The sequence below is a fragment of the Mesorhizobium sp. WSM4307 genome, assembly GCF_007003945.1.
Classification (GTDB): Bacteria; Pseudomonadota; Alphaproteobacteria; order Rhizobiales; family Rhizobiaceae; genus Mesorhizobium.
The window spans coordinates 490,596-512,694 of record NZ_VFTB01000002.1 but is presented as its reverse complement, the minus strand read 5'-3'; the positions used below and the strand labels follow the sequence as shown (position 1 = coordinate 512,694).

Genomic DNA, 22,099 nt, shown 5'->3' with positions numbered 1-22,099 from the left:
GCAAGACGCGCCAAAAGCGCGTGATGGTGTCATCCAACTGCCACCAAGCCCTTATGCCACGGCGCTTTCAACCGGCTCGCGCGACGAAATGACCTTGTCGATGAGGCCGAAATCCTTGGCTTCGTCGGCGGTCATGAAATGGTCGCGGTCGAGCGTGCGTTCGATCTCCTCGTAGCTCTTACCGGTGTGCTTGACATAGACCTCGTTGAGACGGCGCTTCAGCTTGACGATATCCATGGCATGGCGCTCGATGTCGGAGGCCTGGCCCTGGAAGCCGCCGGACGGCTGATGAACCATGATGCGGGCGTTCGGCGTGGCGAAGCGCATGTCCTTATGGCCGGCGGTCAAAAGCAGCGAGCCCATCGAGGCCGCCTGGCCGATGCAGAGCGTCGACACGGCCGGCTTGATGAACTGCATGGTGTCGTAGATCGCCATGCCCGAAGTGACCACGCCACCCGGCGAATTGATGTAGAGGTTGATTTCCTTCTTCGGATTTTCGGCTTCGAGGAACAGGAGCTGCGCGCAGACCAGCGTCGCCATGCCGTCCTCGACCGGACCGGTGATGAAAATGATGCGCTCCTTGAGGAGGCGCGAGAAGATGTCGTAGGCCCGCTCGCCGCGATTGGTCTGTTCGACCACCATCGGAACGAGGTTCATGTAGGTTTCGACGGGGTTTTTCATCAGTTATCTCTTATCTCGCGGTGGGATTCCGGCGCCGGGAATGCTGGCAGATCGGGCAGAATCGGTTCTGGATCGTTGTTCCGTAGATAGGATGCCGGCTCATCCTTGTGCAAGGCCGACCCGTCCTAGCCATCTGGGTAAGTCGAATCAAGCTTTACGGCCAAGGATTCGCATCGCTGACGCTTGCGCCGGTCCAGGGCAGACGGTACCGGCCCGCAACGTAGCAGTTTCTTAACCGCGTCACTTAACGAAATGCGCCAAAACCGCTTTTCTGGGCGGCGTCTTTCCCTACAATTCAACGTTGAACTTGTGCCTGCGGTTCAAACAGGGGGAGTGTCATGTTCAGGAGAAGCGCATCCTTCGCCATTGCCGGGCTGGCCATGCTCGGCACGACTTCGCAGACGGCGGCCGGCGGCCGCGCGGTGGAATGCTACGAACCGGTCCGCACGCCTGACCTCTACGACACCGTCTATGAAGACGTGATGGTCAGCCCGCCGGGCCAGCAGGTCGACTACACCCCGCCCATCTACGGCACACGCGAACGCGTGGTGATGACCGTTCCGGCGCAGGTGACCTACGAAATCGTGCCCGCCGTCACCCGCACCGTCTACCACACGGTGAGGGTCGACGACGGCGGCTATTCCTGGGAATGGCGCGTCATCCATGGCCGCAAGGTGCTGTGCAAGGTCTGGCACAAGGCGCGCTACGGGCGCGTCGCCGAGACGGTGGTGATCCAGCCTGAACGTACGCGGCGGGTCGTCATCCCGGCGCAATATGACAGGATCGCCGAGGAAGTCCTGGTGCAGCCGGAGCAAAGGCGCGTCATCGACGTCCCTGCCTCCTACCAGACCGTCGCGCGGCGCGTGCTGGTCCGCGAAGAGTCGTCGGGCTGGCGGCGCGTGCATATTCCGAGGCACTGCCAGGATTAGGCCACCTCCGCCCGGAGCCACGCCTTCAGGCCGGCGATGTCGCCATCGCCAACGGCGACGGCTACGCGCCTGCCGACCGCGGCACCGAACTTGTAGCCATGGCCAGAGCAGGCCGAGACAACAAGGCACTTGCCTCTCTCATGCGCCATGAATTTCTCATCGGCGGTGAAGGTGTAGGCGCAGGTGACCACCTCGGTCACCTCATATTCCTGGATGCGGGCGATCGGCGGCGAAAACAGGTTGCGGATCGCCTCGCCCTCGCCCGGCACAGGCTGACGGTTCCAGTCGGCGTCGCTCGTCGGCACCTTGTGCAGACCTGAGCCGAATTTCATGCCGGCACCGCCGGAGGGCGGAATGACGTAGCCATCGACAGCGCCGCCGACGTCGAGGACGACCGGTGCCGCCTCCCAGGTCGCCTTCAGCTCGGCCGGCGGTTCGACATAGGCAAGGGCTGTTCGATAGGTCTTCAGTTCGCCGCCCAGTTCCGGAAGCAGCTTCAGCACCCAGGCGCCAGCGGCGACGACGACGCGGTCGGCCTGCATGGCTTCGCCGCTTTCGAGCACGATGCGGCCAGTGTCGGAGTCGATCGCGGTCACCTTGCTGTGTTCGTAGACATTGGCGCCGTTGGTACGCAGCCAGGCGGCAAGGCCGGAAGCGATCTTGCGGCAGTGGAGCGCGCCGCCCTCCGGCGAATAATAGGCATAGCGGAACGTGCCCGGCTCGAGGAAAGGCCAGCGCTTGACCGCGGCGTCGGGTTCGAACAGTTCGAACGGAAAATTCCCCTCCTCCAGGCCCTCGCGGTATTCCTCGGCCTCGTCGCCCGGTTCGCGCGAAATGCAGACGAATCCGCGCGCATCGAGGTGGCTTTCGCCGAGATCGGTCCACATCTCGTCCCAGGCCTCATAGGCTTCGGTGATCAGCTGGCCGTAGCCGGTTCCGGCGCGGTAGGCGCGGCGGATGATGCGATGATGGTCGCCGGACGCGGCCAGCGGGTTGGGGATCGGCCCCTGCTCGACGATCGACACGCTGTGGCCGGCCTTGACCAGCGACCATGCCGTGGAGAGACCTGCAATCCCCGCGCCGACAACGATCACGTTCATCCGCTCAGACCTTCCGCGCGCATTGGCTGGCTCAATTCATTGGAGTGCGGGCGCCAACATACGGTCTGGAATGCGGCTGGCAAGCCGCGCTATGGGTCTGGCATGACCAATTCGACACTCCCCTATCTTGCCTTCGATCCAGCCACTCGCCGGCTGCTTCTCGACCCGCACGAGCCGGCTTTCTTCCTGAACCCGTATGTGGCTTACGCCGTCCTGCACGGCGTCTCGAACGCCTTTTTCTGGGAGGAATTCGGCTTCTGGTGCTTTGGCGGCTTCGACGATGTCAACCGGCTGCTGCGCGACCGCCGCTTCGGCCGCCAGAACCCGGCCGGCATTCCCGACAGCCGGGGTGTCGGCCAGGACCGCAGCCATCTCAAGGCGTTCGACGGCATTGAAGCCAACTCCATGCTCGAATTGGAACCGCCCGTGCACACGCGTCTGAGAACCTTGGTCAACCGGGCCTTCGTCTCGCGCCAGGTCGAGCGGCTGCGGCCACGGGTCGAGGCGCTCACCAACGAGCTGATCAACCGCTTTGACCCGGCCGGACCGGTCGACCTTTTGCCTGCCTTCGCTTCTCCCCTGCCGATCACCATCATCGCCGAAATGCTCGGCGTGCCGGTCAAGATGGGCCCGCAACTTCTCGACTGGTCCCATGAAATGGTCGCCATGTACATTCATGGCCGCACGCGCGAGACCGAGGAGACGGCCAACCGCGCCGCGGGTGAATTTGCCGATTTCCTGCGCGGCTACGTCACCGAGCGGCGCAACAATCCCGGCGACGACCTCCTGTCGCTGCTGATTTCGGCACAGGAGGACGGCCAGAGGCTGTCCGAGGACGAAATGGTGTCCTCGGCAATCCTGCTGCTCAATGCCGGCCATGAAGCGACCGTGCATCAGACCGGCAACGCGGTGCGCTCGATCCTGGCGCAAGGCGGCGATCCCAGCCGCTTCTTCACCTCGGCGGAAGCGACCGCCGCAACCGTCGAGGAATGCCTGCGCTTCGACGCGCCGCTGCATATGTTCACGCGCTACGCCTACCAGGAAATCGAGATTGCACCCGGCATCATCGTGCAGCCGGGCCAGACCATCGGGCTTTTGCTCGGCATGGCCAATCATGATCCGCACGCTTTTGCCGAACCGCAGGCCTTCCGGCCGGACCGGAGCGACCAGAAGAACGTGTCCTTCGGCGCCGGCATCCATTTCTGCATCGGCGCGCCGCTGGCCCGGCTCGAACTGCAGGTGTCGTTGAGGACTTTGTTCGAGCGGCACCCGCGGTTGCATCTTGCCGAAACCCCGCGCTTCCGCGACACTTACCACTTCCATGGGCTGGAAACGCTCGCCGTCGGCTTCTGAACGATCGCGGGCGAGACTGTTTTGGAGACCGGCGACGGCGTTCGCATTGGCGTAGCTGTGCGCCTGGCTGGGGACCACAGCACTCGCCCACGCCGATATCGAAGTCCAGGACGCCGATCTGCTGACGGCGCATGACAAAGCGTCGGAAGCCTGCCCCAGCCAGTTTCCGGCGAAGTGATCACAGCTTGATTACATACTCCTTGCGAGTCGTTTCAAGCACTTCCCAGCTGCCCTTGAAGCCCGGCCTCAGCACGAAACTGTCACCGGCCTTGACGGTGCGCGCTTCGCCCCCGTCTTCCGAGATCACCGAAACGCCGGACAGGATGTGGCAGAACTCCCATTCGTCATAGACGATACGCCATTTGCCGGGGGTCGCTTCCCAGATGCCCGCATAGAGGCCGCCGTCCCGCTCCTCGACGTTCCAGGTGCGGAATTTTGGATCGCCCGAGATCAGGCGATCCGGCGCGGGCGCGCCGGATTCGGGTTCGACGCTCTTGGTGTCGACCGAAAGGAAAGCGGCCATCAGCAATCAGACCTTGGCGAGTGCCTGTTCGAGGTCGGCGACGATATCAGTGACATCCTCGATGCCGATCGAAAGCCGCACGGTGTCCGGGCCGGCGCCGGCCTTGACCTTCTGCTCGTCGGAAAGCTGGCGGTGCGTGGTCGACGCCGGATGGATGACCAGCGACTTGGTGTCGCCGACATTGGCCAGGTGCGAGAACAGTTCCAGCGCCTCGACGAATTTGACCCCAGCCTCGTAGCCGCCCTTGAGGCCGAAGGTGAACACGGCGCCTGCGCCGAGCGGCGAGTATTTCTTCTGCAGCGCATTGTTCTTGTCGCTGGGCAGGCCGGGATAATTCACCCAGGCGACCTTGGGGTGGTTGGACAGCCAGCCGGCAACCGTGACCGCATTGTCGCAATGACGCTGCATGCGCAGCGGCAAGGTTTCCAGGCCGGTCAGGATAAGGAAGGCGTTGAAGGGCGAGATCGCCGGGCCGAGGTCGCGCAGGCCAAGCACGCGCGCGGCGATGGCGAAGGCGAAATTGCCGAAAGTTTCGTGCAGGACGAGGCCGCCATATTCGGGGCGCGGTTCCGACAGCATCGGATATTTGCCCGACTTCGACCAGTCGAAGGTGCCACCATCGACAATGACGCCGCCGATCGAATTGCCATGGCCGCCGATGAACTTGGTCAGCGAATGCACGACGATATCGGCGCCGTGCTCGATCGGACGGATCAGATAGGGCGAGGCCAGCGTGTTGTCGACGATCAGCGGCAGACCGTGCCTGCGGGCGATGTCGCCGATCTTCTCGATGTCGACGAAAGTGCCGCCCGGATTGGCCAGGCTCTCGATGAAGATCGCCTTGGTCCTGTCGTCGATCTGGCTTTCGAAGGTCGAGATGTCGTTGGTGTCGGCCCAACGGACTTCCCAGCCGTAATTCTTGAAGGCATGGCCGAACTGGTTGATCGAACCGCCATAGAGCCTTGTTGCGGCGACGAAATTGTCGCCCGGCTGCATCAGATTGTGGAACACGATGACCTGCGCGGCGTGGCCGGATGCGACTGCAAGGGCAGCAGTGCCACCCTCGAGTGCCGCAACGCGCTCTTCAAGCACGGCCTGCGTCGGGTTCATGATACGGGTATAGATGTTGCCAAACGCCTTCAGGCCGAACAGGGACGCGGCGTGGTCGGCATCATCGAAGACGAAGGAGGTCGTCTGGTAGATCGGCGTGGCGCGCGCGCCGGTGGCCGGATCGGGCTTGGCGCCGGCATGGACGGCGAGCGTGTTGAAACCGGGCGTACGGGTCACTTAAAACCTCCCTCAAGAACTTCTCAGAATTCGCCGGGCATTCTTGGCGAAGCCCGGCTCGGAATGCAAAGAAGAAAATACCCTTCGGCGTGGGACCTTCGACCAAGCCGCAGGAAAATACGACGCCAGCCGGAATAATTTTGCGCTTCTCGCCCGCGGCCTATTTCTGGCGCACGCCGAAACTCTGAAACCCCTGGCGCATCAGTGGTTTTTTGGACGACAGCACGCCGGAATTGACGCCGGTCCAGCCGATCTCGCCGGAGAGCTTGCCGTATTCGATCTTGGGGCAGCGGTTCATCACCACCTTGATGCCGGCGGCTTCGGCGCGCGTGGCAGCCTCGTCATGGCGCACACCGAACTGCATCCAGACGACTTTCGGCAAGGGATCGAGCCGCAATACCTCGTCTACGATGCCCGGCACCGCGGTCGCGGCGCGGAAGATGTCGACCATATCGATCGGCTCCGGAATATCGGCCAGACTGGCATAGGTCATCCGGCCGAGGATTTCCTTGCCGGCCTGGCCCGGATTGACCGGAAACACCGAAAAGCCCTTGGCCAGCAGGTATTTCAGCACGAAATAGCTCGGCCTTACGTCATTGGCCGACGCGCCGACCATGGCGATGGTCTTCACCGAATTGAGGATGCCGGCGATGTAGGTGTTGTCGTAGCTATCGTGATTCATGCCTCGTCCTCATACAACGCCTCGGCGAGAAAACCATCCGGGTCGTTGCTGAAATCGCGCAACATGCGGAAGTGGTCCGTATCACGAAAGTCGGCGGGCTCGAGCCCGAACCGGCTGATGCGGAACAGCCGCGCGCCGGGACAGGCCATCAACAATGGCGAGTGCGTCGCCATGATCACCTGCGCGGTGCCGGACTGGTCCATGCGCCGCAGCATTTTCAGCAGTTCGATCTGGCGCGACGGCGAAAGCGCGCTCTCCGGCTCGTCGAGAATGTAGATGCCTTGCCTGCGGCAGCGTTCCTCGAAGAAACGGATAAAACCCTCGCCATGCGACCAGGACAGGAAATCCGGCGGCGGCGGCTTGGACGGATCTTCCAGCGCCGCCTGGTCGAGGTACCGGGCCACCGAATAGAAGGATTCGGCGCGAAAGAACCAGCCGGCGGTTACCTTCGGCAGCCAGTGGCCGCGCAAAGTGTCTGCCAATGCCGCGCCGCTCTTGTCGATGGCACCGGAATGGTCAACAGGCCTGTACCCCTTGCCGCCGCCGGCCTCGTCATAGCCGGCCAAAGCACCAATCGCTTCCAGCAGCGTCGATTTGCCTGTGCCGTTCTCGCCGACGATGATGGTGATCGGCGTGGTGAATTCGAGTTCGAATTCGCGGCCGCGAAACAGCGGCAGGTTCCAGGGGTACTTGTCCCAGTCGGACACTCGCTGTTTATCGAGCAGGACACGCTTGAGGTATGGCGCCTTGAGCCGCGTCAGCTGTTTGCGGTAGGCCATCAAGCAGGCAGCGAAATCGTGCCGTCCGCCGCGATCGGAAAGGCCGGATTGTGTGCGACTTCCCAGACATGCCCGTCCGCATCGGCGAAATAGCCGTACCAGCCACCCCAGAAGGCGCGGCCTGCCGGCTTGACGATGCGGCCGCCGGCCTTTTCCGCCGTGGCGAGCAACTCGTCGACTTCGACGTCGGAGCGGGTGTTGTAGGCGAGGTAGACGGCGGACGGCGCCTTGGCGAATGCGATGCCGGAATCCGCCTCGGCGCTGGCGCGCGGGAACAGGCCGAGAATGACGCCACCCATCTGGAAGAAGGCGACACCGTCGGTGATGCCGGCATGCCGTTTCAGCCCCATGGTTTCGTAGAAGCGCACGGCGCGGTCGAGGTCATCCGTTGCAATCGTGACGATGGAGATGCGCGGCTCCACGGCTACTCGTCCGTCCATTCCGGCTTGCGCTTGCCGATGAAGGCGCCGATGCCTTCTTCCGCGTCGCGCGCCAGCATGTTCTCGACCATGACGCGGCCGGTATAGGCATAGGCGTCCGCCAGGCCCATTTCGGCCTGCGCGTAAAAGGCCTCCTTGCCGGTCTTGACCACCAAAGATGATTTGGAAGCAATGGTTTGCGCGTATTTACTGACGATCTGATTCAGGTATTCGCGCGGCACGACACGGTTGACCAGGCCGAATTCCTTGGCGGTTGCCGCGTCGATCGTCTCGCCGGTCAACAGCATCTCCATCGCCTGCTTGCGCGAGACGTTGCGCGACAGAGCCACCATAGGCGTCGAGCAGAACAGGCCGATATTGACGCCCGGTGTGCAGAAGGTCGCCTCATTCGAGGCGATCGCCAGGTCGCAACTGGCGACAAGCTGCAGGCCGGCGGCGGTCGCCAGGCCGTCGACTTCGGCGATGACCGGCACGGGATGGCGCACGATAGCCTGCATCAGTTGGGCGCAAGCGGCGAATGTCTCTTCGAAGAAAGCCTTGCCGCGATCGGCATCGACGCGGCGCGCAGTCATTTCCTTGAGATCATGGCCGGCGCAGAACACCTTTCCGGCCGCCGACAAGATGATGACACGAACCGCCTTGTCGGCCTTGGCGCGGTCGAGTTCGGCCGTCAGCGCCGCCATCACCACGAGCGACAAAGCGTTGGCTGGCGGATTGGCGAGCGTGAGGCGCAGCACGCCCTTGTCCAGCCTGGTCGTGACCGGCCCTTCGACAGCGACAGGCTTGATGGCAAGGATTTCGGCCATGGCTAAGGTCTCCGCGATTCCGGTCGGGCTTATGGACTATCTAATATCGGATTGGCCTTCGTCCAACACCCATCGCTTACGCCAGAAGGCCGAAGGTGTTGCCAGCAATGCCTTGCCGCGCTCATACAGGCTTGGCGTAAAAGCGAGAGACCGACATGCCTGCCCAGACCAATCTCAAGCCGGTGCTGACCGCAGCTCAAGTCAATGTGCTGATGGAAACCGTCTATCCTCAGCTCAACGACCAGTTCAAATATTATGAGGCCATCGACGTTTTCCCAGGCGGCTGCACCGTACGGCTCAATGCCGGCGAGCGGCATTTGCGTCCCGGCGGCACGGTATCCGGTCCGTCGCTGTTCACGCTGGCCGACATTGGCGGCTATGTCTGCGTGCTTTCCCATGCCGGGCCGGATGCGCTGTCGGTTACGATCAACCTCGACATCAACTTCGTGCGCAAGGCCGAGGCCGGGCCGATCGATGGCCATTGCCGGATCTTGAAGCTCGGAAAGAGCCTGATGGTGTTCGACATCGACATCGTCGCCGGCCCGGAGGGACAAACAATCGCGCACGCCACGGGCACCTATTCGATCCCGCCGAAGCGCACCGGCGATGTGGTAAAATAATACCTTTTTACTATGCCATTGTTTTTACTGCTGTTTCTTCGCTAGATGGCTTTTTGATCGACTTGACGCGCAATTCCCCCTCACCTATAAGCCGTCACGAAGCAGCGGCCCGCAAAGGCCGCCGTTTTGTTATTGGCGGCGGGCAAGCGCCTCATCGCCAATCCAAGCAACAAGAAACGCCTTCTCTTTGAAGGTCAAAACCGAGAGCAGAAAACATGACAACCTTTTCGCAGAAGCCTGCGGATGTGGTGAAGAAGTGGATCCTGATCGACGCCGAGGGTCTCGTCGTCGGTCGTCTCGCCACTGTCATCGCCAATCATCTTCGCGGCAAGCACAAGCCGACCTTCACCCCGCATGTCGACGACGGCGACAATGTCATCGTCATCAATGCCGACAAGGTGGTGTTCACCGGCAAGAAGTTCACCGACAAGGTCTATTACTGGCACACCGGCCACCCCGGCGGCATCAAGGAGCGCACCGCGCGCCAGCTGCTCGAGGGCCGTTTCCCCGAGCGTGTCGTCGAGAAGGCCGTTGAGCGCATGGTCCCGCGTGGTCCGCTCGGCCGTCGCCAGATGAAGAACCTGCGCGTCTATGCAGGCGCCGAGCATCCGCATGTCGCCCAGCAGCCAGAAGTCCTCGACGTGGCCAAGCTGAATTCCAAGAACAAGAAGGTCGCATAAGATGGCTGAGCTTTCCTCGCTCGCAGAACTGGGCGCCGCCACGGGCAACACTAATACCCAGCCGGCAGCCCCCGTCCACGTCCAGAAGCTCGACAAGTCGGGCCGCGCCTATGCCACCGGCAAGCGCAAGAACGCCATTGCGCGCGTCTGGGTGAAGCCGGGTTCCGGCAAGATCGTCGTCAACGACAAGGAATTCGCGACCTATTTCGCGCGTCCGGTCCTGCAGATGATCCTCAACCAGCCGATCATCGCTTCCAACCGTTCGGGCCAGTACGACATCGTCGCCACCGTCGTCGGCGGCGGCCTCTCCGGCCAGGCCGGTGCGGTGCGTCACGGCATCTCCAAGGCGCTGACCTACTACGAGCCGGCGCTGCGCGCCGTGCTCAAGAAGGGCGGCTTCCTGACCCGCGACAGCCGCGTCGTCGAGCGCAAGAAGTACGGCAAGGCGAAGGCCCGCCGCAGCTTCCAGTTCTCGAAGCGCTAAGCGCTCCGCAGTCTTGGACAATCGAAAAGGCCGCCTCCGGGCGGCCTTTTTGCATTGCGCATCCCTATCCTGCGGAATGGTCCGCGTTGCGGATGAACAGGGAACGCGCAGAGCGCCGCGCCGGCCACCGCAAGCGCCGAGGCGAGGAAGGCAATCTGCATGCCCTGGATCGTGCCCAACCCCAAAAGGCGGAGCTGAACAGGTGTTGCACATCCGGAAAATGTCAGGCTCGGCAAATTTGCTGAGGCCCGTCGCGCGCGGCGCGGCACCATGCTACGAAACGGGACCGGCCTTTTCGGTCCAAAGGATATTTGGATAGGTAGTTCTTAGGGAAGGTCGCAGATGTCACCCGAACCGATCAAATTCACCGACGGCGCGGCTTACGAGCGCTTCATGGCTCCCTGGAGCCGATCCGCCGGGGCTTTGTTCCTCGACTGGCTGGCGCCGGGCTCCGGACGGGCCTGGGTTGATGTCGGTGCCGGCAACGGCGCGTTCACTGAGCTCATTCTAGCGAAGTCCGCCCCTTCGTCCGTTTGCGCGATCGATCCCTCCGACGCGCAGATTGCGACTGCTCGGCAAAAAATCTCGGCAAAGCAGGTCGAGCTGTTGATTGGCGATGCGATGGCCCTTCCCTACGACGCCAACCGCTTCGACGTCGCTGTGATGGCGCTGGTGCTGTTCTTCGTCCCCGACCCGCGCAAGGGCGCCTCGGAAATGCTCCGCGTCACCAAGCCCGGCGGCATTGTCGCGTCCTACACCTGGGACGTCATGCGCGGCGGCACCCCTACGCAGCATTTGTGGGAGGAGATGGACGCGATGGGCAAACCGGCCGCACGTCCGCCGAGCGCGGAGGTCTCGCGTTTCGCGGCGCTGAAGGCGCTTTGGGCGGAGCTCGGCATCCGCGATGTCGAGACGCGCGAGCTTGTCGTCGAACGCGCCTTCGCTGACTTCGACGATTATTGGCTATCCATGGTCGTGAGCAGCCCGAGCGGAATCGTCGGGAAGCTGTCGGATGCGGAGAGCGCGGAGCTGAAACGCCGACTAAAGGACAGACTGCCGGCAAGCGCCACGGGAGCGATCACGGTTCACGCCTGGTCGACGGCGATCAAGGGGCGAAAGGCCGCTTAATGCGCGGCGCCTTACGTCGCCGCTTTCTTCTTCCTTCTTCGCCTTCGGCTTGCCGGCTTCGATGCGACCGGCGCTTCCAGCGTGCCCTAGATCGAGGACAGGCGGCCGGACGTGAACGTGTAGATGCCCGCACGCCGGCCGGTCGTCCAGGTGACCACAGCGACGCGCCGGCCGGCACCGTCACAGGAGAGATTGACGTTCGAGGGCGCGCCGATGCCGCGCACCACGTCGCATTCGGTGTGGCCGAGCCCGACCGTGCCGCCCATGGCCGCAGGCGCCGTCGTCGATGTAAACGACCGCTAATTCCGCCGCTGCCACCGGCCCCGTTCGAAGGCCTGCCAATAGGTGACCTCAAATCCGCGCGTCTTGCAATCCGTCCAGGTGCTGCGGGCCAAGGCAAGTGCGTCCGGATCGTCGCCGTTGAACAGCAGCACCATGCGCTCGTAGCTCTGGCTCAATTGATGCTGGCGGTCGCGGCAGGCTCGAGGCGTTCGCCCGTCCCGGCATAAGGCACGCGATAGCCGTTCGCCACCAGCCAGGCGATGGCCGCTTTCGGTTCGTCGGTCTGGATGATGGTGGCGCCACGATCTGCCCAGAAGCCCCAGGCTTCGCGCGGCAGGCTGGCCTGGACCGCCAATTCGTCGCCACGGCCGCCAGCGAGGAAGCCACCCGGCTTGTTGACGATGGCATAGGTGTCGGCCCAGATGTGCCAGTTGCCCCGCACCGCGGCCGCGCGCATGCGGGTGCTGAACAGCGGTCCACCGGTTTCGGTCAGCGTCTCGGCGCCGGCCCGCCAGTTGATCAGCTCGATCGCGCGCGGCGAGAAGGCGTGGTCGACCGTCCCGGCGAAACCGGCGTCATGGACCGCGTCATCGGCGATGATCGGCATGAACTGGATGCCGCCGCCGATCGCGGCCATGGCCGCCTTCACCGTGGCAATCCTGGTCTGGTTCCAGAGATTCTCCTTGACGATGACCTGGTCGGCCATGCCGAGATCGCGCGCCACCGCGATCATGCCCGGGAGGTCACCGACTTCGAGCTTGTTGTCGAGATTGATGAGGATCCTGTCCCTGGTCGCCAGCAGCATCTCGCGCAGCGTCGAAACCCTCTCGTCGGTAACGGCGCGGGTGCCCTCGATCACCAAGCGGCAGGTCTTCAGTTCGGCAAGCGTGTATTTCGCCACCTCGCCCCTGCAGGTCGTGGTGCGCTCGAGCCAGCTGTCATGCATGACGACGAACTCACCGTCCTTCGAGCGCCTGATGTCGACCTCGACAATCTCGGCGCCCATGGCGATCGAGCCCTCGACGGCGGCGAGCGAATTTTCCGCATAGAGCGTCTTGCCGGCCTGCATGCTGCCGGCGCGGTGCGCGGCGATCATGACGTGGTCGCGCCACTGATTGGCATGCTCGAAGCGGTCGAGAATCTGCCTGGCGCGGGTTTCGCTGGCCAACGCCTGACCAGAGGAAGCCGCAAGTGCCGCGGAAAGCAGAAGACTCAGACAGATGGTCCGCATCCAGAATCGCTCCTTGCCGGATCGAAGCCGGGATAGGCGATGCCCGTGACATCTGGGTGAACGAAGCCGGCTAGCAGATTCTCAGGAAAGGTGGCGTCAGATGCGTTTCGAGAGCCGGCGGAACCTTGTCATCGCCGGAATTTCGATGAAGCGCCAAGTGATCCACGATGCGGCGATGGTGGCGACGAGCATGACGACGATTGCCACCGTTCCGGCCCAGCCGGTGCCGAAGCCCGTCGCCGGCGACCCGCGCAGCACGATGTCGCCGACGAGGCCGAGGCCAAGCTTGTGCTCGACGAGCCCGGCAACGTTGATCAGGCGTGCCTGCACGAAGATGTGGACCATGTAGATGGAATAGGACAGCGCGCCAAGCGTCAGCATGAACGGCGCCCGCAGCAAGGCGGAAATCCAGCCGCCCTCATGGGCAAAGAGAAACAGCGCCAGCGCGAACACCAGGGGTGCCGCGATGCCGAAATCATTGCTGCCCGCCAGTGAGACGAAAAGCACGATGACCGCCACCATGACGATTTCGGCAAGGGTCCAGCTCAGCCGCGGCCCGCTTCTGGCGAGGAGCTGTCGCGCCCCCGCAATGGAATCATGCTGAAACCAGGCCAGCAGGGCCCCGAGCGAGAAGCCGTAGAGGCAGCGGATGAAGCCGAAATCGTAGGATACATCCATATGATGATGTATGGAGAAGCCAAGCAGAAAAAGCGGCGCGGTGATGGCGGCGGCGACAAGCCATATCCAGGCACGCGCGCCGGCGATGAAGACCACGCCGGCGAACAGCAGGTAGGCGAAGAACTCCGCCGAAATGCTCCAGCTTGGCGCATTCCAGGTCAGGTGATCCTCGAAGCCCATCCCTTGCAGCAGGAGCAGATTGGCAAGCAGGCTCTTCAAATCGAAACCGCCGGTGAAGGGGGCAGCGCCGGTGCCATGCAGTTGCGGCAGCATCAGGCGCAGCAGTTCGAAGCCCGCAAAAGCGGCGAGCATGATGAGATGCAGCGGATAGATGCGGCCGAACCGCACCAGCGCGAACCGGGCGACCTCTGCCGGCTGGCTCAGCCGATCGGCATAGCTGCCGGCGATGACAAAGCCGGAAAGGACGAAGAAGAAATCGACGAAAAGATAGGACGAACCGATGAAGGCGCTCTGCGAGATCGCGGAAGCGGTCGGGAAATGAAACAGCGCCACAAGCAGCGCGCAGATGCCGCGCCACGAATCGAGAACCTGGAAGCGCTCGCCGGCTATCGTACCGGCATGGGTCGACACCACGGCATCGGACGGATTAAGAAACGCGGCCTGCGTCATGATGATACAAATCCTGTCTTGCCGTGGCACCCGGGCGGCGCCGTTTCGTCTCCCCAAGCCGTGACTGGCATCTTCCATGCCGGTTCTGTAGTTGTTGCACCCCGATGAAAACGAGGACCAGTAATGGCGACCAAGAACATCGACCATGCCTTCACCGCCCGCTCCAAAACGGGTGGCGCCCTTGAGCCGACCTATTCCGGCGCGCTGTCGTTCATGCGGCGCAAATACACCAAGGACGTGAAGGGCGCGGACGCAGTGGTATGGGGCATTCCCTTCGACGCCGCCGTCACCAACCGGCCCGGCGCCCGTTTCGGGCCGCAGGCGATTCGCCGCGCATCGGCGATCCTCGACAATGACCCGCAATATCCATTTTCGCGCGATCTGTTCGAACATCTCGCGGTCGTCGATTACGGCGACTGCCTGCTCGACTCCGGCAACCACCAGAAAACGCCGGGCACGATCGAGCGCGAAGCGGCGAAGATCCTGAAATCAGGCGCCTTTCTTTTGACGCTGGGCGGCGACCATTTCGTCACCTGGCCGCTCCTCAAGGCACATGCCGCCATCCACGGACCGCTTGCCCTGGTGCAGTTCGACGCGCATCAGGATACCTGGGAGGATGACGGCAAACGCATCGACCACGGATCCTTTGTCGGCCGTGCGGTCAAGGAAGGCATCATCGATCCGGACCGTTCGATCCAGATCGGCATCCGCACCCACGCCCCTGATACGTTCGGCATCAAGATCCTCTACGGCCACGAAATCGAGGAGATGCGCGCCTCCGACATCGCCTACGCCATCGTCGACCGCACCGGCGGCAAGAAGACCTACCTCACCTTCGACATTGACTGCCTCGACCCGGCCTATGCGCCCGGAACCGGCACGCCGGTGGCCGGCGGACCGTCCTCGGCGAAGATCCTATCGACGCTGCGCCAGCTCAACCAGGTCGATATTGTCGGCGCCGATGTCGTGGAGGTTGCGCCGGCCTACGATCACGCCGATATAACGGCGGTCGCCGGCTCGATGGTGGCCATGCAGTATCTCGGCTTGCTGGCCGAACGAAAGGCACGGCAGGATGAGATGAACAACGGCAATCACAACGGTGCCGCGGTGAATCACGGTAACGGCATATAGTCTCGGAATATCAGGGAATTTGATCAGGTCATGAAACCGAAAATCTTCATCGACGGCGAGCACGGTACCACCGGCCTCCAGATCCGGGCGCTGCTTGCCGAGCGAGGCGACCTGGAGATCATTTCAATCCCCACCGAGCGCCGCAAGGAAACGGCGGCGCGCGCCGAATTCCTCAATGCCGCCGATATCGCGATCCTGTGCCTGCCGGACGATGCGGCGAAGGAGAGCGTCTCGCTGATCGCCAACGACACCACCAAGGTCATCGATGCGTCGACCGCGCATCGTGTCGCCGAAGGCTGGGCCTATGGCTTCGCTGAGATGGACAAGGATCAGGCGAAAACCATCGCCACGGCCAAGCGCGTCGCCAATCCCGGCTGCTGGCCGCAGGGACCGATCGCCACGCTGAGGCCACTGGTCACATCAGGCCTGCTGCCGGCGGATTTCCCCATCACCGTCAACGGCATTTCCGGCTATTCGGGCGGCGGACGCCCGATGATCGAGGACTATGTCGCCAAGGGCGAGGACGCCTCGGAGTTCCAGCCCTATGGCCTGACCCTGCAGCACAAACACGTGCCGGAACTGCGGGCCTATGCAAAACTATCACATGAGCCGATCATGCAGCCGGCGGTCGGCAATTTCGCCCAAGGCATGATCACAGTGGTGCCGCTGCAACTGGGCGGCCTCGAGCATGTGCCGACAGGCGCGGAGCTTCATGCCGCCATTGCCGACCATTTCGCCGCCATCAAGGGCGGCGTGGTCGAGGTGGCGCCCTATGCACATCTGGAGCGCATGCCGGAGATCGATCCCGAGATATACAACGGCACCAACCGCATGAAGGTCTACGTCTTTGCCAACGACAAACGCGCGCAGGCGCTGCTGCTGGCGGTCTATGACAATCTCGGCAAGGGTGCCTCGGGTGCAGCCGTCCAGAACATGGACCTGATGCTCGGCCTTTGATGGACGCACCAGCCTTTCCGGCGCGCTGGAAAGTCAGCGCGCCGGACCTCATTGCCGAAACCTTTTCGAGCCGTATCTGGAAGGTTGTTCGCGACGACGGCTCGCCGGCCGTCGTCAAGGCGCTCAAGCCTTTCGACGATGTCGCCGACGAGCTGCGCGGCGAGCATTTCCTCGCCTGGCGGCGCGGCGAAGGCGCGGTGCGCCTGCTTGGCCGCGACGGCCACCGCATATTGCTCGAATATGGCGGCGACACCCTGCTTACGCGGGTTCTCGATGAACAGGGCGACAATGCCGCGACCGCGATCGCGGCCGAGGTGATGACGAAACTGTTTTCACCATCGCAACACCCTTACCCGCCCGAGTTGCAGCCGCTCAGGGAGAGGTACGCCAGCCTGTTCAGGAAAGCCGCAACCGACAAAGACGCGGGTCATGCCAGCATCTATGTCGAGGCTGCGTCGACCGCCGGACGGCTGCTGGATAATCCGCACGATATCAGGCCCTTGCATGGCGATCTCCACCACGACAACATCCTGCACGGGCCGCGCGGCTGGCTGGTGATCGATCCGAAAGGTGTGCTCGGCGATCCCGGCTTCGACGCCGCCAACATGTTCTACAACCCGCTCGACCGGGACGATCTTTGCCTCGATCCGGAGCGGATCGCGCATATGGCCGAAGTCTTTGCCAGGACACTGGGCCAGGCACCGCCAGCCATCCTCGACCACGCCATCGCCTATGGTTGCCTGTCGGCCGCGTGGCACCGCGAGGACGACAATGCGGTCGAGGAGAACCGCGAACTGTCGATCGCCGAGGCGCTCCGGGCAGTGCGGCTCACCTTCTGAGCGCCGCAGTCACATAGCGTTAGACGTAGCGAGGCAGTTCGACTGCAAAGTAGACTATTGCAGCTGCCAAGAGACCAAAGAGAATGTATCTGCGTTTCATCGGTGGCCGTGTCGGCAGTGGATAGGCGCCCTTGGTGCCGCGCCAATGCGCGGCGGCAAAGCCCAGCACGATCAGTGCAAAAGCTTGATGGGTCAGTGCCATATGCAGCGGCACCTGCATCAGCAGCGTACCGACGCCGATCGAGGCCTGCACCAGCACCAGCACAAACAACAGCGTCGCGCGGCGGGCATGGGTCGAGCCGGGCAGCCGACGACGCGTGGCGATCATGTGCCAGAGCGCGACGGCGAAGACCGTATAGGCGCCGAGCCGGTGGACGAACTGCACCGTCTTCGGACTTTCGAAGAAGTTGCGCCATGCCGGCTCGAGGATCAGCAAATCACCCGGGATGATCTTGCCGTCCATCAGCGGCCAGGTGTTGTAGCTCAGGCCGGCGTCGAGCCCGGCGACCAGGCCGCCGAGGTAGATCTGGACCAGCGCCAGGAACACGATGAAGCCGGCCAGGCGCTGCGTCGAGCGATCGGCGGCGGGCTCCGAATGCGGCGCCAGCCCACGCGCGACGACCATGGTGGCGGTGAAGATCAGCGCCGCCAGCGTCAGGTGCGTCGCCAGCCGATACTGGCTCACGGACACACGGTCGACCAGGCCTGAGGCCACCATCCACCAGCCGATAGCGCCCTGCAGGCCGCCGAGAAGCAGAATGCCGACCAACTTTGGCCCCAGGCCGCGCTCGATACGGCGGCTCCCCCAGAAGACCAGCAGCGGCAAGGCGAAAACCAAGCCGACGCTGCGCGCCAAGAGACGGTGCGCCCACTCCCACCAGAAGATCGACTTGAACGCCTCGATGCTCATGCCCTTGTTGAGCTCGGTGTATTGCGGGATCTGCTGGTAGCGCTGGAATTCCTCCTGCCACTCGGCGTCGTTGAACGGCGGGATGACGCCGTGGATCGGCTGCCATTCGGTGATCGACAGGCCGGACTCCGTAAGCCGCGTGGCGCCGCCGACCACCACCAGGGCAAACAGCACCAGAAGCACGACATAAAGCCAGCCGCGCACAAGCGCGCGGTTGTGCAGGTCGCGGTCGCGGGCGACGTATGGCGCGGCGGCTGATATGGCAGCCATGATCTTGTCCCGTCCGGTTGAGGTGGCGGATTGGTGGACCATCGCATTCGTGCTGGCAAGACCATGCAGCGCGGCACGCCGTCGCGCCCGATGTCGCGGGTTGCGCCTGTCCGGCGTTCGGCCTAAGCGGTAGCGATCAACGAGGCCGAGCCATGCCCATTCGCCTGAAAAAGCTGATCGGAATGTTCCTGCTGGTGGCACTGGTCATCATCTATGCCCTGGTCGCATCGATCTTCGCCGTCGCCCGTCTGTCGGAATCGGGCGCGCTGGTGCACTTCCTGTTCTTCCTGTTCAGCGGCCTGCTCTGGGTGCTGCCGGCGATGGGCATCATCAAGTGGTTGATGCTGGAACCGCGGGCGAAGCGCTGAAACGGGCTGGCCCGGTTGCAGAGGCATAGACGGCTGGATCAACGCGCACGGCGGATTGACGACAAACCCCGGTCAGACGGTGACGACCATCTTGCCGGCATTGGCGAGCGGCGTCGTCACGCCCGACAGCATGGTGCGGATATGGGCGAGGTTCTGGTACCGGCCATTGATCGAAATGCGCGGCAAGGCATGCAGGAAGCCGGCATGTTCGGCGCGCAGCACGCCATGGCGGGTCGTCACGGCGGAGACATAGCCGGCGTCGCGGGCAAAGCCGACTTCTCGGCAGCCGACCGCGCTTGCATAGCCATAGGGATAGGCGAAATGGAGTGGTTCGCTGCCAAGCTCTGCTCGGAACATGTCCTTCACGGCGACGATCTCGCGCCGCGCATCGGCCTCGGAGAGCCGCTTCAGATTGCTGTGATTGATCGTATGGGCGCCGATCGTGACCAGCGGATGCGCGGCGACGGTGCGGATCTCATCCCAGTTCATCAGCGTCCGCAGGCGCGAGGCATCCGCGTCGACGCCATTTGAGCTGGCGAGATCGCGCAGCACGGTGCGCAGATCTTCCTCGCGAACCTCGGTGGCGAGGTAGGCGTGCAACCGGGTTATGGCCTGGCTTTTCCGGGACGAGGTCGCGCAATCGATCACCGCCGGACCATTCGAGGTCGACAAAGTCAGGCGGTCGGACGCGTTGACGATATCCTCGGCCACATCCCACCACAGATCGGCGGTGCCGTCGATCAGCCCTGGCGCCACATAGATGGTCACCGGCGCGCCGTGCTTCTCCAGCACCGGCAGGGCCTCGGTCATGTTGTCGCGATAGGCATCGTCGGCGGTGATGGTGGCGAACCGGCCGCCCTTGCCGCCTGCCTTGATGCGCTCCACGGCCTCGTCCATCGAGACGAAAACATAGCCGTCCGCCTTCATGTCGGCGATCACGGCGTCGAGGAAACTGGGCGCGATGTTGAGGTGCCGGTTGACGCTGTCGGGCTTTTCCGGTGTCGCCGTCACGCGGTGCAGCATCAGGATGGCGCCGATGCCGCCGATAAACGGCCTGGCCAGCGGTGCGAGGCCGGTATAACGGGCGACGTTGAGCGCCAGCTTCCGGATTGCCTCCCCACCGTCGATCATTCATTCACCTTTTGCGCCTAGGCTGATCCAAGCACGGAATACGCCTGAGCGCGCCCCAAATCGGGATCAATACGCCTTAAGGATTGAGGTATGGTTGACGCAATGGCGTCATTTGACGGCAATCGGCTCGCGGCGACCGAGGCTTCGCCACGCGCCCTGCCGAAGGACGCCGCCGGGCCATCGGTCTCCGTTGCAGCAGCCGATGGGCTCGCAGCCTATGCAGGGTTCTGCCGCTCGGCGATTTATGCGCCGGCACAGGGCGCGACATGGATCCTGAACTGGGCCGCGCAGTTCGAGCCCGATCTGTTGGTGGCGACGCTCACTCTCGGAGGCAAGCCAGTCTTCGCGCTGGCGCTGGAAGTTGTCAGCCAGGGGCCGTTCCGGGTCGCCCGTTTCATGGGTGGCCGCCATGCCAATGGCAATTTCGCGGCCGCTGACCCGCAATGGCTGGCCAGGGCGGAGAGCGCGGCCGTCGGATCAGTGTTTCGGGCCATCGCCAAGGCTCGGCCCGACATCGATCTCATCGCGCTGGAACGATTGCTGCCCGATCTCGATGGCATCGCCAGTCCGCTCGCATCGCTCGATCATTTCGCCAGCCCCAATCTTTCGCTGGCCATCGACCTTGGCGGGGGCTTCGAGGCGCTGCTGCTGCGCGCTAGCGGCAAGCGCAAACGCAAGAAACATCGGTCGCAGATGCGCAAATTCGACGCCGTCGGCAGCCATCGGCGCATCGAGGCGCGCAGCCCCGACGAGGTGGAGCGATTGCTCGACGCCTTCTTCGAGATGAAGGAGCTCCGCTTTCGCAGGATGGGCATTGCCAATGTCTTCGGCGGCGACCAGACGCGCGCCTTCTTCCGGGCGCTGTTCACGCAGGCCCTGGCCGAGGACACGCCCTCGTTCGTGCTGCATGGCTTGGAGGTTGCCGGCAAGCTGCGCGCCATCACTGGATCGAGCCGCTGCGGCAAGCGCCTGATCTGCGAGTTCGGCGCGATCGCCGAGGACGATCTCTCGCACAGCAGTCCCGGCGATTTCCTGTTCTTCGACAACATCCAGGAAGCCTGCGAGACGGGTTTCGCCGTCTATGATTTCTCCGTCGGCGACGAACCCTACAAGCGGCAGTGGTGCGATGTCGAAACCAGGCATTTCGAGGTGCTGGTCCCACTGACGCTGAAGGGCCGCGCGCTGGCGCAGACGCTTCGCCAGGGCGCGCGGTTGAAGGCTTTCGTCAAGAACAGCCCGACGATCTGGAAACTGACCAAGATGCTGCGCCGCAAGGCAGCCGGACAGGCAGCGCAAGCCGCCACGGACGACGAAAACTAGCCGTCAGAAATTGAGAGCCTCGCGAAGCGCCGGACCCGCCCTGACGCGCAGATCGAGATCGGCCTCGATATGGTCGATATGATGCAGCATCAGCTGGCTGGCCCGTTCGCAATCGCTGCTCTCCAGCGCTCCGACAATTTCCGTGTGCTCGCTATGCCCGCAGGCTGACACGCCAGACCGCCCGTAAAGCGCGATGACAAGCGAGGAGCGCGCGACCAGTTCCTCCATGAAGCGCTGCAGGATGCCGTTGCCGGCGACCGAAGCAAGCAGCAGATGGAAATCGCCGGACGCCTTGATCTCGGAACGCCGCGCGGTCGGACCGCGTTCGGCAATGAAGCGGCCCTCCTCGTCGAGTTGCGCCCTGAAGGCCGCGATGTCGGCGGCGGTGACGCGCCCGCAGGCGGCAACGGCAATGCCGGGCTCGATCAGCCGGCGCGAGGCGAACACCTGGCGGGCCTCCTCGGGCGAGGGGTTGGCGACGAACGCGCCGCGGTTGCGCTCCGTGCGCACCAGGCCTTCGAAGGACAACATCTGCAGGGCCGCGCGCGCCACGGTGCGCGACACATCGAACAGTGTGCCAACCTCGCCCTCGGACAGCTTGGTGCCCGGCGCCAGCCGGCGGTCGACGATGGCGTCGCGCAGATTGTCGCGGATCGCCTGTGCGCGATCCTGATTGGCGCTGTCGGTGGAATAGATGTGATCGGCAATATTCATGGCGATGATGTTCCCGCACCCTTCTAACGCGACTCGCCGTCTGCGCACGAGAGGCAAAGTGAACACAAAGCCGGAAAAGATTGCATACGATTTTTGTGCAGATCGCGCACAATAGCCCATAATTTGTGCAATGCACAAGACAGCCC

At 63.4% G+C, this 22,099-nt stretch carries 24 protein-coding genes and 2 pseudogenes; 11 read left to right on the top strand and 15 right to left on the bottom strand.

The window, feature by feature from the left end; translation table 11 throughout:
* Positions 1 to 51: 51 nt before the first annotated feature.
* The gene (gene clpP, locus FJV83_RS06125; protein WP_095770397.1) at positions 52 to 681 is read right to left on the bottom strand and encodes an ATP-dependent Clp endopeptidase proteolytic subunit ClpP; all 630 of its coding nucleotides are present in this window, start codon (positions 679 to 681) and stop codon (positions 52 to 54) included.
* A 338-nt stretch (positions 682 to 1,019) separates the two neighbouring features.
* On the opposite strand from clpP, the gene FJV83_RS06120 reads away from it, so the two are divergent.
* Positions 1,020 to 1,610, top strand: a complete 591-nt coding sequence (locus FJV83_RS06120) for a hypothetical protein (RefSeq protein ID WP_142884733.1) — start codon at positions 1,020 to 1,022, stop codon at positions 1,608 to 1,610.
* Here FJV83_RS06120 and FJV83_RS06115 read toward each other — a convergent pair.
* Complete coding sequence (locus tag FJV83_RS06115; protein WP_142884734.1) at positions 1,607 to 2,710, bottom strand: FAD-dependent oxidoreductase; 1,104 nt, start codon at positions 2,708 to 2,710, stop codon at positions 1,607 to 1,609. The two genes, FJV83_RS06120 and FJV83_RS06115, sit on opposite strands and share 4 nt — an antisense overlap.
* A gap of 102 nt (positions 2,711 to 2,812) precedes the next feature.
* Here FJV83_RS06115 and FJV83_RS06110 point away from each other — a divergent pair, with 102 nt between their 5' ends.
* Entirely contained in the window at positions 2,813 to 4,063 is a 1,251-nt protein-coding gene (locus FJV83_RS06110; RefSeq protein WP_142884735.1) for a cytochrome P450, read from the top strand.
* Positions 4,064 to 4,241: 178 nt separating this feature from the next.
* Here the strand turns inward: FJV83_RS06110 and FJV83_RS06105 are convergent, their stop codons facing one another.
* The 6 genes from FJV83_RS06105 to FJV83_RS06080 form a co-directional block, all read right to left on the bottom strand.
* Entirely contained in the window at positions 4,242 to 4,586 is a 345-nt protein-coding gene (locus FJV83_RS06105; RefSeq protein ID WP_179295890.1) for a cupin domain-containing protein, read from the bottom strand.
* 6 nt (positions 4,587 to 4,592) lie between these two features.
* Complete coding sequence (locus tag FJV83_RS06100; protein WP_095791579.1) at positions 4,593 to 5,873, bottom strand: O-acetylhomoserine aminocarboxypropyltransferase; 1,281 nt, start codon at positions 5,871 to 5,873, stop codon at positions 4,593 to 4,595.
* Between the two features lie 160 nt (positions 5,874 to 6,033).
* Positions 6,034 to 6,555, bottom strand: coding sequence for a CoA-binding protein (locus tag FJV83_RS06095; RefSeq protein WP_142884736.1), 522 nt, complete (start codon positions 6,553 to 6,555; stop codon positions 6,034 to 6,036).
* Positions 6,552 to 7,334, bottom strand: a complete 783-nt coding sequence (locus tag FJV83_RS06090; RefSeq protein WP_142884737.1) for an AAA family ATPase — start codon at positions 7,332 to 7,334, stop codon at positions 6,552 to 6,554. Before FJV83_RS06090 ends, FJV83_RS06095 begins: the two co-directional genes overlap by 4 nt.
* Positions 7,334 to 7,756 (bottom strand): VOC family protein, encoded by a 423-nt coding sequence (locus FJV83_RS06085; RefSeq protein WP_095770405.1) that lies wholly within the window; start codon positions 7,754 to 7,756, stop codon positions 7,334 to 7,336. The genes FJV83_RS06090 and FJV83_RS06085 overlap by 1 nt, the downstream gene beginning before the upstream one ends.
* Positions 7,757 to 7,758: 2 nt before the next feature.
* Positions 7,759 to 8,580, bottom strand: a complete 822-nt coding sequence (locus FJV83_RS06080) for an enoyl-CoA hydratase (RefSeq protein ID WP_142884738.1) — start codon at positions 8,578 to 8,580, stop codon at positions 7,759 to 7,761.
* 155 nt (positions 8,581 to 8,735) lie between these two features.
* On the opposite strand from FJV83_RS06080, the gene FJV83_RS06075 reads away from it, so the two are divergent.
* The 4 genes from FJV83_RS06075 to FJV83_RS06060 all read left to right on the top strand — a co-directional run bounded on the left by FJV83_RS06075 (position 8,736) and on the right by FJV83_RS06060 (position 11,492).
* Positions 8,736 to 9,200, top strand: coding sequence for a PaaI family thioesterase (locus tag FJV83_RS06075; protein ID WP_095770407.1), 465 nt, complete (start codon positions 8,736 to 8,738; stop codon positions 9,198 to 9,200).
* 215 nt (positions 9,201 to 9,415) lie between these two features.
* Positions 9,416 to 9,880, top strand: coding sequence for a 50S ribosomal protein L13 (rplM, locus tag FJV83_RS06070; protein WP_010915638.1), 465 nt, complete (start codon positions 9,416 to 9,418; stop codon positions 9,878 to 9,880).
* 1 nt (position 9,881) lies between these two features.
* Positions 9,882 to 10,364: a 30S ribosomal protein S9 gene (gene rpsI, locus FJV83_RS06065; protein ID WP_027028580.1), complete on the top strand. Its 483-nt coding sequence runs from the start codon at positions 9,882 to 9,884 to the stop codon at positions 10,362 to 10,364.
* Positions 10,365 to 10,787: 423 nt separating this feature from the next.
* Positions 10,788 to 11,492, top strand: coding sequence for a class I SAM-dependent methyltransferase (locus tag FJV83_RS06060; RefSeq protein ID WP_245317958.1), 705 nt, complete (start codon positions 10,788 to 10,790; stop codon positions 11,490 to 11,492).
* An 11-nt stretch (positions 11,493 to 11,503) separates the two neighbouring features.
* On the opposite strand, the pseudogene FJV83_RS06055 reads toward FJV83_RS06060, so the two are convergent.
* The 4 genes and pseudogenes from FJV83_RS06055 to FJV83_RS06040 all read right to left on the bottom strand — a co-directional run.
* A pseudogene (locus FJV83_RS06055) lies at positions 11,504 to 11,779 on the bottom strand (hypothetical protein); the annotation flags it as partial.
* Positions 11,780 to 11,791: 12 nt separating this feature from the next.
* Positions 11,792 to 11,947 (bottom strand): annotated as a pseudogene (locus FJV83_RS06050) (DNA polymerase III subunit chi); the annotation flags it as partial.
* Positions 11,947 to 13,005 (bottom strand): glycerophosphodiester phosphodiesterase family protein, encoded by a 1,059-nt coding sequence (locus FJV83_RS06045; RefSeq protein WP_142884739.1) that lies wholly within the window; start codon positions 13,003 to 13,005, stop codon positions 11,947 to 11,949. The pseudogene FJV83_RS06050 and the gene FJV83_RS06045, both read right to left, overlap by 1 nt.
* Positions 13,006 to 13,101: 96 nt before the next feature.
* The gene (locus FJV83_RS06040; protein WP_142884740.1) at positions 13,102 to 14,313 is read right to left on the bottom strand and encodes an acyltransferase; all 1,212 of its coding nucleotides are present in this window, start codon (positions 14,311 to 14,313) and stop codon (positions 13,102 to 13,104) included.
* Positions 14,314 to 14,436: 123 nt separating this feature from the next.
* Between FJV83_RS06040 and speB the strand changes: the two genes are divergently transcribed.
* The 3 genes from speB to FJV83_RS06025 are packed head-to-tail and all read left to right on the top strand — an operon-like array spanning position 14,437 to position 17,240.
* On the top strand, positions 14,437 to 15,444 hold the full coding sequence (speB, locus tag FJV83_RS06035; protein ID WP_142884741.1) for an agmatinase: 1,008 nt from the start codon (positions 14,437 to 14,439) through the stop codon (positions 15,442 to 15,444).
* A 30-nt stretch (positions 15,445 to 15,474) separates the two neighbouring features.
* Positions 15,475 to 16,401, top strand: coding sequence for an N-acetyl-gamma-glutamyl-phosphate reductase (gene argC, locus FJV83_RS06030; RefSeq protein WP_142884742.1), 927 nt, complete (start codon positions 15,475 to 15,477; stop codon positions 16,399 to 16,401).
* The gene (locus tag FJV83_RS06025; protein ID WP_210202890.1) at positions 16,398 to 17,240 is read left to right on the top strand and encodes an aminoglycoside phosphotransferase family protein; all 843 of its coding nucleotides are present in this window, start codon (positions 16,398 to 16,400) and stop codon (positions 17,238 to 17,240) included. The genes argC and FJV83_RS06025 overlap by 4 nt, the downstream gene beginning before the upstream one ends.
* A 19-nt stretch (positions 17,241 to 17,259) precedes the next feature.
* Here the strand turns inward: FJV83_RS06025 and FJV83_RS06020 are convergent, their stop codons facing one another.
* On the bottom strand, positions 17,260 to 18,420 hold the full coding sequence (locus FJV83_RS06020) for a COX15/CtaA family protein (protein ID WP_246691806.1): 1,161 nt from the start codon (positions 18,418 to 18,420) through the stop codon (positions 17,260 to 17,262).
* A 152-nt stretch (positions 18,421 to 18,572) separates the two neighbouring features.
* Here FJV83_RS06020 and FJV83_RS06015 point away from each other — a divergent pair, with 152 nt between their 5' ends.
* Entirely contained in the window at positions 18,573 to 18,788 is a 216-nt protein-coding gene (locus FJV83_RS06015) for a DUF2842 domain-containing protein (protein WP_095770414.1), read from the top strand.
* A gap of 72 nt (positions 18,789 to 18,860) precedes the next feature.
* Here the strand turns inward: FJV83_RS06015 and FJV83_RS06010 are convergent, their stop codons facing one another.
* Entirely contained in the window at positions 18,861 to 19,919 is a 1,059-nt protein-coding gene (locus tag FJV83_RS06010) for a polysaccharide deacetylase family protein (protein ID WP_142884743.1), read from the bottom strand.
* Between the two features lie 90 nt (positions 19,920 to 20,009).
* Between FJV83_RS06010 and FJV83_RS06005 the strand changes: the two genes are divergently transcribed.
* On the top strand, positions 20,010 to 21,239 hold the full coding sequence (locus tag FJV83_RS06005; protein WP_142884744.1) for a GNAT family N-acetyltransferase: 1,230 nt from the start codon (positions 20,010 to 20,012) through the stop codon (positions 21,237 to 21,239).
* Between the two features lie 3 nt (positions 21,240 to 21,242).
* Here the strand turns inward: FJV83_RS06005 and FJV83_RS06000 are convergent, their stop codons facing one another.
* On the bottom strand, positions 21,243 to 21,953 hold the full coding sequence (locus FJV83_RS06000) for a GntR family transcriptional regulator (protein WP_095770417.1): 711 nt from the start codon (positions 21,951 to 21,953) through the stop codon (positions 21,243 to 21,245).
* Between the last annotated feature and the right edge of the window lie 146 nt (positions 21,954 to 22,099).